The organism is uncultured Hymenobacter sp. (assembly GCF_964243305.1).
In the GTDB taxonomy this organism is placed as follows: domain Bacteria; phylum Bacteroidota; class Bacteroidia; order Cytophagales; family Hymenobacteraceae; genus Hymenobacter.
Genome location: NZ_CAXTEF010000035.1, coordinates 43,253 through 49,355, shown reverse-complemented (window position 1 = coordinate 49,355; position 6,103 = coordinate 43,253). Strand labels below are relative to the sequence as shown.

Sequence of the window (6,103 nt, the reverse complement as noted above, 5' to 3'; positions counted from 1 at the left end):
GTATTAAAATCGTAATTGATAATTACAACCTCACCCTTGTTTAGACCACCGCCCCCAAGAGTTGGCTATAATTTGTGGGGCTAAAGGGAATGCTTCGTTACCTGACTATGCCTGGTGGACACGAACAGTAGAAATGCCCTCAAACAACATACTCATTACCTCAACTGAACTCGACAATATCTCAACCTACATTACTGTTATTGATGACAAGGGCAATGAGCAAAGTAGTTATAATCAGAGCTATGGACAAGGGGTCTGTTCGGGGCCACTTAGTGTAATAAGGCTTGACACATACCTGGGAAGCCAACAGATTGATTGGACGTTCTCAAAATCTGTTGACGAAATAATTATCCGGTTGTGCAACAAAAAAGGCTGAAGCTTCTGTAGCTCCAGCCTTTTTTATTAAAATCACCTCAACTACATATGAATCGCCCGGTTCTCGGTGGCGGCCAGGCAGGCTTCCTTCATGGCCTCGGCGTAAGTGGGGTGGGCGTGGCTCATGCGAGCCACGTCCTCGGCAGAGGCGCGGAACTCCATCGCCGTGACGGCTTCGGCGATGAGGTCGGCGATGCGCGGGCCAATCATGTGGACGCCCAGGATTTCGTCGGTGGTTTTATCGGCCAGGACTTTCACGAAGCCGTCGGTGTCCATGCTGGCGCGGGCCCGGCCGCTGGCCTTGAAGGGAAAGGAACCGACTTTGTAGGCCTTGCCCTGCTCCTTGAGCTGCTCTTCGGTAAACCCTACCCCCGCCACTTCGGGCCAGGTGTACACGACACCGGGAATGAGCAGGTAGTTGATGTGGGGCTTCTGGCCGACGATGGTTTCGGCCACGAACACGCCTTCTTCCTCGGCCTTGTGGGCCAGCATGGCGCCGCGCACCACGTCGCCGATGGCGTAGATGCCCGGCACGTTGGTTTGCAGGTGCTCATCGACCTTGATGCGGCCACGCTCCTCCATTTGCACGCCCGCGGCTTCGAGGTTAAGGCCGGCGGTGTAGGGCGCGCGGCCCACGGCCACGAGGCAGTAGTCACCTTCGAATTTCACTTCTTCGCCTTTCGGATTCTGGGCCGTCACGGTCACGGTATTCCCGGCGCGGGTGGCGCCGGTGACTTTGTGGCTGAAGAAAAACTCGATGCCGATTTTACCCAGGATGCGCCGCAGCTCCTTGCCCAGGCTGCGGTCCATCGTGGGGATGATGCTGTCGGTGAACTCGACAATGCTGACCTTGGTGCCCAGGCGCGCATACACGGAGGCCAGCTCCAGCCCAATGACGCCGCCACCGACCACGACCATGCGGCCCGGCACCTCGCGGATGTTCAGGGCCTCAGTGCTGGTGATGATGCGCTCCTTATCCTGCTGGATAAAGGGCAGCACCGTGGGCTTGGAGCCGGTGGCGATGATGACGTTCTTGGTTTCAATCTGCCGGGCTTCGCCGCCGGCGGTGGGCGCGATGCTGATATGGTTCTTGTCGATGAAGCTCCCTACCCCCTGCAAAACCTCAATCTTGTTTTTCTTCATCAGGTAGGCGATGCCGTCCACGTTGGCTTTCACCACGCCGGTTTTGCGGTCTATCATCTGGGGCATGTTCACCCGGAGGTTTTCCAGGTTGATGCCGTGCTCCTTGAAGGTGGTGTGGGCGTTGTGGTAGTGCTCCGTGGAGTCGAGCAGGGCCTTGCTGGGGATGCAGCCCACGTTGAGGCAGGTGCCGCCCAGGGTGGGGTATTTCTCAATCAGGGCGGTTTTCAGGCCCAGCTGGGCGCAGCGGATGGCGGCTACGTAGCCCCCCGGACCGGAGCCGATAACGGTAACGTCGTATTGATTCATGGGGTGGGAATGTTATTCAGCAGAAAAGTCGGTCAGGGCGGCCTGGCTTAATTCCAGGCAGGCTGATTTTGGGTCAGATAAGAAATCGGTAATAACGGTGCGATAGTGGCGAAGCTGGCTGACCTGATTTAGCAGTGAGCTGTTGCCAAAGCGCAAGTAGATGATTTTGGGCGGATGGCCGCGTAGTCGAGCTAGCTGTTCATAGTCGGCATCCTGCGTAAGGATGGCGAAACCGTTACGCTGCGCCCATTGCCAAACCAGCATATCATCCGTTTCCAGCAGACTGACATCCTTGACGTGGCAGCTACCGGGATAATCCGGCAACAGCGCTTTCGTCAGCCGAAACGTGAGGTTCTCATCCAGCAGCAGCTTCATGCTGGTACGCGCAGCAGCCGGCCGTGCTGGTCGGCGGCAAACGCCAGCGCGGCGCGAATATCCCGTTTGGTTAGCTCCGGAAAGTCATCGATAATATCGTCTTCCGACATGCCACTGGCTAACCAGCCGAAGATGTCATACACCGTGATGCGCAGGCCGCGAATGCAGGGCTTGCCGCTGCGCTTGCCGGGCTCGATGGTGATGATGTCGCGGTAATCAACTGGGGCTGGCGCTTCCATAAAAAGGCGGGGTAGGCGGTGAGAATCAGCTAAGCAAAGGTACGGCGCAAGTCGGCGCGGGTCCGCTTTCACGCAGTGTCCCGCAGTGTTAAAAACGCAGTGTTCCGCAGTGCGCTGACGGACCAAACGGTGCGTTCGGTCCGCTACTCAACCAGCACGCCGACGTAGAAGTTGAACGTGTCCACTTCCAGGTTTTCCGGTGTCGCGCCCGGCAAATCCAGGGGTTGAAGCTTGGTGGTGGGCGTCAGCAGCCGGTACTTGCCACCTTTCAAGCGCACCCGCACCGGCATATCGAAGCCCGGCACATTGGCAATCCAGCGGGCCTGCGGCTGGTTTTTCTCGAAGCGGACTTCCAGCACCGGCAGCGTGCTAAATTGCTGATACTGCGCGAAGACGCGGCTGAAATCCCGGCCGCTTTCGCGGTTGATGTAGGCGATAATCTGCTGGCCGGTAACGGTTTGGCGGGCGAAGGCGCTGGAAAGGCCGCGCAGGATGCGGCGCCATTTCTCGTCGTCATTCACCGCTACCCTTATCATATTGAGCAGGTTGCTGCCCTTATCGTACATGTCTGAGGAGCCTTCTTTATTGACGCCGTAGATTCCGATGATGGGCGCGTCGTTCTGGATGTTGCGGCGCTGGCCGTGGATATACTCCTGCCCCGCCTGCTTGCCGAACTGGCTTTCCACGAACAGCGCTTCGGAGTAGGTGGTGAAGCTCTCGTGCACCCACATATCGGCAATGTCCTGGCTCGTGATGCTGTTGCCGAACCACTCGTGGCCGCTTTCGTGGACGATGATGAAATCCCACTTCTCGCCCCAGCCCGTGGCCGAGCGGTCGCGGCCCAGGTAGCCGTTCTGGTACTTGTTGCCGTAGGCCACGGCGCTCTGGTGCTCCATGCCCAGGTGCGGGGCGTCGACGAGCTTATACCCATCGGCGTAGAAGGGGTAGGGACCGAACCAGTGCTCCATGCTCTTGAGCATGGGCCGCACGTTGGCCGCAAACTGCGTTTTGGCCTTGGCCAGATTCTCCGGCAGCACCCAGTAGTCGAGCGTGAGCGGGCCTTTCTCGCCCTGATACACCTCGCCGAAGTGCTGGAAGTTGCCCACGTTCAGGGCCACGTCGTAGTTGTTGATGGGGCTCTGCACGGCCCAGTCGAAGCGCGTGTAGCCATCCTTCAGCTCCGTGATGCGGCGCAGGCGGCCGTTGGAAACGTCCTTGAGGCCCCTAGGCACGCTGACGCTGATGAGCATCGAATCCACCTCGTCGGCCTGCTGGTCTTTGCAGGGCCACCAGATGCTGGCGCCCACGCCCTGGCAGGCCGTGGCCGCCCAGGGCTGGCCGGCGGCATCCTGAGTAAAGACCACGCCGCCGTCCCAGGGCGCCTTTTTGGCCACGGTCGGCAGGCCGGAATACTGAACCGTGAACTCAGCGCGCTGGCCCTTCCGAAGGGGGGTAGGGAAGGAAACGAACACGGCGTTGGCCTCGCGGGTAAAAGGCAATTCCCTACTCCCATATACTACCTTCTCCACTTTCAGATTGGCGAATAGGTCGAATTGCAGGCGCGTGAAATCCTGCGTGGCGGTAAAGCGAAACAGGTTGCTGCCGCTGATAAAGCGCCGGGCCGGGTCCAGCTTCACGTCGAGGTGGTAGTAGCTGAGGTCGTAGCAGGTACGCAGCGGGCCCTGGTTGCCGCGCAAGGAATCGGCGCGGGTGGTGGCGGGCCGGGCTTGCAGCAGCTGGGCCGCCGCCGGCCGGATGCCACCACCCAGCATCCCTACCCCCCCTAAAAAAACCAAAGCCAGCAGTCTGCATTTCAGAATTTTCATAAAGCAAAGGTGCGGCTGCGGGCCGGTTCGGGACGCCAAGCCGCGGCCGGGCGGCGGGGTTTGAGCGTAATTTCGGGCGGCTGTTTGACCTGCCAGCCTCCCTGATGTCCCCTACCCTCCCCCTGGCCGCCCGGCCGTCGCGGGCGGCGCTGCTCACCGCTTTCGCCGCCGTTTACCTTATCTGGGGCTCCACTTATCTGGTGATGAAGTTTGCCGTGGCCAGTATGCCGCCGCTGCTCATGGCGGGCACCCGCTACGCCCTGGCCGGCGGGCTCCTCTATGGCTTTATGCGCCGCCGCGGCGAGGCCAGGCCCACGCGCGCCGGCTGGGGGCAGGCAGCCATCATCGGGGTGGCGCTGCTGGGCTTTGGCAATGGCGGCACCACGCTAGGCGTGCTATATCTGCCCAGCAGCACGGCGGCCTTGCTCGTCGCCACGGTGCCCATGTTTCTGGCCGTGCTGGGCTGGCTCAGCGGCGTGGCGCCCCGGCCCACCCGTTGGGTGACGCTGGGCCTGGCGGCGGGCCTGGCCGGCATGTATCTGCTGGCCACCCACGCCGGCCCCGCGCCCACCGTGCAGCGCCCCGGCCACGCTGGCCTGGGCATGATAGCAGTGCTCACGGCCGCCTTTTTGTGGTCCGTCGGCTCACTCTATTCCAAAAAGCACCAGCCGGCGCCCTCGCCGTTTCTGTCGGGCGGAATGCAGATGCTGTGCGGCGGCGCGGCCATGCTGCTGGTGGGCCTGGTGCGCGGCGAAGCCAGCGGCTTCACGCTGGCGCAGGTCACGCTCAAGTCCTGGCTGGCCTACGCCTATCTGGTCACGCTGGGCTCCATCGTGGCTTTTACGGCGTACATCTGGCTCTTGCGCGTCGTCGAGCCAGCCTTGGCTGGCACCTACGCTTTTGTTAATCCGGTAGTGGCGGTGCTGCTGGGCTGGGGCTTTGGCGGCGAAAAGCTGAGCGTGCAGATGCTCGGCGGCGCCGCCCTCATCGTGCTGGCCGTGGGCCTGGTGGTGCTCGGCGGCCGGAAGAATTAACGAGCCCGGGTGTCATTCTGAGCTTGCGAAGGACCTTCTCACGCCGGAACGATTATCGTCATCACGACTCGTTCGATTGTCATAAGGTCCTTCGCAAGCTTAGGATGACAGCCGGGCTCGTTAATGTTAAGGCGCTACAGCGCCCGGCCTTGCGGCGGCTTTTGCGCCCGCAGCAAAGCCGCGCCGCCGGCCAGCACCAGCGCATCTTCGCCCACCCCCACCAAGGCCACCGGCAGCCCCGCCGCCCGGCTCACACCCATGCGCAAAGCGAAGCTGGCGAACGTGGCCGCCACGGCCACCGCCCCGCCCAAAGCCGCTCCGCCCCAGGCGCTGCCGTGCCGCGACTTATACCAAGTCGCCCCGACCAGTGCGCCCGACAGCAGCCGCCCCAGCAGCACCGGCGGCGCCGTGCGGTTGGGCGCGGCGGGCAGCTTGTCGGTCACGATTTCGCCCGCCGCCAGCAGCTTGAAGCCCGTGGCCACCAGCGGCTTCTGCATGAAGCGCAGCGGCGAGCGAGCCAGATTAGGATTAGGCTGATGCGTGAGCAAATGAGTGAGGAAAGCCGGGGCGCTCTGGCTGCGCATCCCGGCCAGGGTGGCGAAGCCGACAAGCGGCCAGAACCGGGCCGGGGCGTGGTTGACGGGCTGTTTCATAGCAGTGAAGCAAAAAAGTCGGTTGGGTGAAATGCCTTGAACGTATGATTCTGCGAATCGCCGGAGTTCGCGCGGCGAGCGGCGCGGCGTTCTCGCCCTGTTCCGGCGGCTGCCGCAACGCCTCTGCAAAAGCTGAATTCTGAAATAGCCCT

The 6,103-nt window shown here is 61.8% G+C and carries 6 protein-coding genes; 1 reads left to right on the top strand and 5 read right to left on the bottom strand.

Annotated elements, in window-relative coordinates; translation table 11 throughout:
- Positions 1-417: 417 nt before the first annotated feature.
- The 4 genes from lpdA to ACFE70_RS16605 all read right to left on the bottom strand — a co-directional run bounded on the left by lpdA (position 418) and on the right by ACFE70_RS16605 (position 4,264).
- Positions 418-1,824: a dihydrolipoyl dehydrogenase gene (gene lpdA / locus ACFE70_RS16620; protein ID WP_375418900.1), complete on the bottom strand. Its 1,407-nt coding sequence runs from the start codon at positions 1,822-1,824 to the stop codon at positions 418-420.
- A gap of 12 nt (positions 1,825-1,836) precedes the next feature.
- Complete coding sequence (locus ACFE70_RS16615; RefSeq protein WP_375418899.1) at positions 1,837-2,199, bottom strand: DUF5615 family PIN-like protein; 363 nt, start codon at positions 2,197-2,199, stop codon at positions 1,837-1,839.
- The gene (locus ACFE70_RS16610; RefSeq protein WP_375418898.1) at positions 2,196-2,438 is read right to left on the bottom strand and encodes a DUF433 domain-containing protein; all 243 of its coding nucleotides are present in this window, start codon (positions 2,436-2,438) and stop codon (positions 2,196-2,198) included. Before ACFE70_RS16610 ends, ACFE70_RS16615 begins: the two co-directional genes overlap by 4 nt.
- A gap of 143 nt (positions 2,439-2,581) precedes the next feature.
- On the bottom strand, positions 2,582-4,264 hold the full coding sequence (locus ACFE70_RS16605) for a M1 family metallopeptidase (RefSeq protein ID WP_375418897.1): 1,683 nt from the start codon (positions 4,262-4,264) through the stop codon (positions 2,582-2,584).
- Between the two features lie 104 nt (positions 4,265-4,368).
- Here ACFE70_RS16605 and ACFE70_RS16600 point away from each other — a divergent pair, with 104 nt between their 5' ends.
- Entirely contained in the window at positions 4,369-5,298 is a 930-nt protein-coding gene (locus tag ACFE70_RS16600; RefSeq protein ID WP_375418896.1) for an EamA family transporter, read from the top strand.
- Between the two features lie 134 nt (positions 5,299-5,432).
- Here the strand turns inward: ACFE70_RS16600 and ACFE70_RS16595 are convergent, their stop codons facing one another.
- Positions 5,433-5,951 (bottom strand): hypothetical protein, encoded by a 519-nt coding sequence (locus ACFE70_RS16595; protein WP_375418895.1) that lies wholly within the window; start codon positions 5,949-5,951, stop codon positions 5,433-5,435.
- Between the last annotated feature and the right edge of the window lie 152 nt (positions 5,952-6,103).

What these genes read in the sequence shown, in the direction of transcription:
- ACFE70_RS16605 (WP_375418897.1), bottom strand. Translation starts at nt 4,264, where the DNA reads ATGAAAATTCTGAAATGCAGACTGCTGGCTTTGGTTTTTTTAGGGGGG.
- ACFE70_RS16610 (WP_375418898.1), bottom strand. Translation starts at nt 2,438, where the DNA reads ATGGAAGCGCCAGCCCCAGTTGATTACCGCGACATCATCACCATCGAG.
- ACFE70_RS16600 (WP_375418896.1), top strand. Translation starts at nt 4,369, where the DNA reads ATGTCCCCTACCCTCCCCCTGGCCGCCCGGCCGTCGCGGGCGGCGCTG.
- ACFE70_RS16595 (WP_375418895.1), bottom strand. Translation starts at nt 5,951, where the DNA reads ATGAAACAGCCCGTCAACCACGCCCCGGCCCGGTTCTGGCCGCTTGTC.
- ACFE70_RS16615 (WP_375418899.1), bottom strand. Translation starts at nt 2,199, where the DNA reads ATGAAGCTGCTGCTGGATGAGAACCTCACGTTTCGGCTGACGAAAGCG.
- lpdA (WP_375418900.1), bottom strand. Translation starts at nt 1,824, where the DNA reads ATGAATCAATACGACGTTACCGTTATCGGCTCCGGTCCGGGGGGCTAC.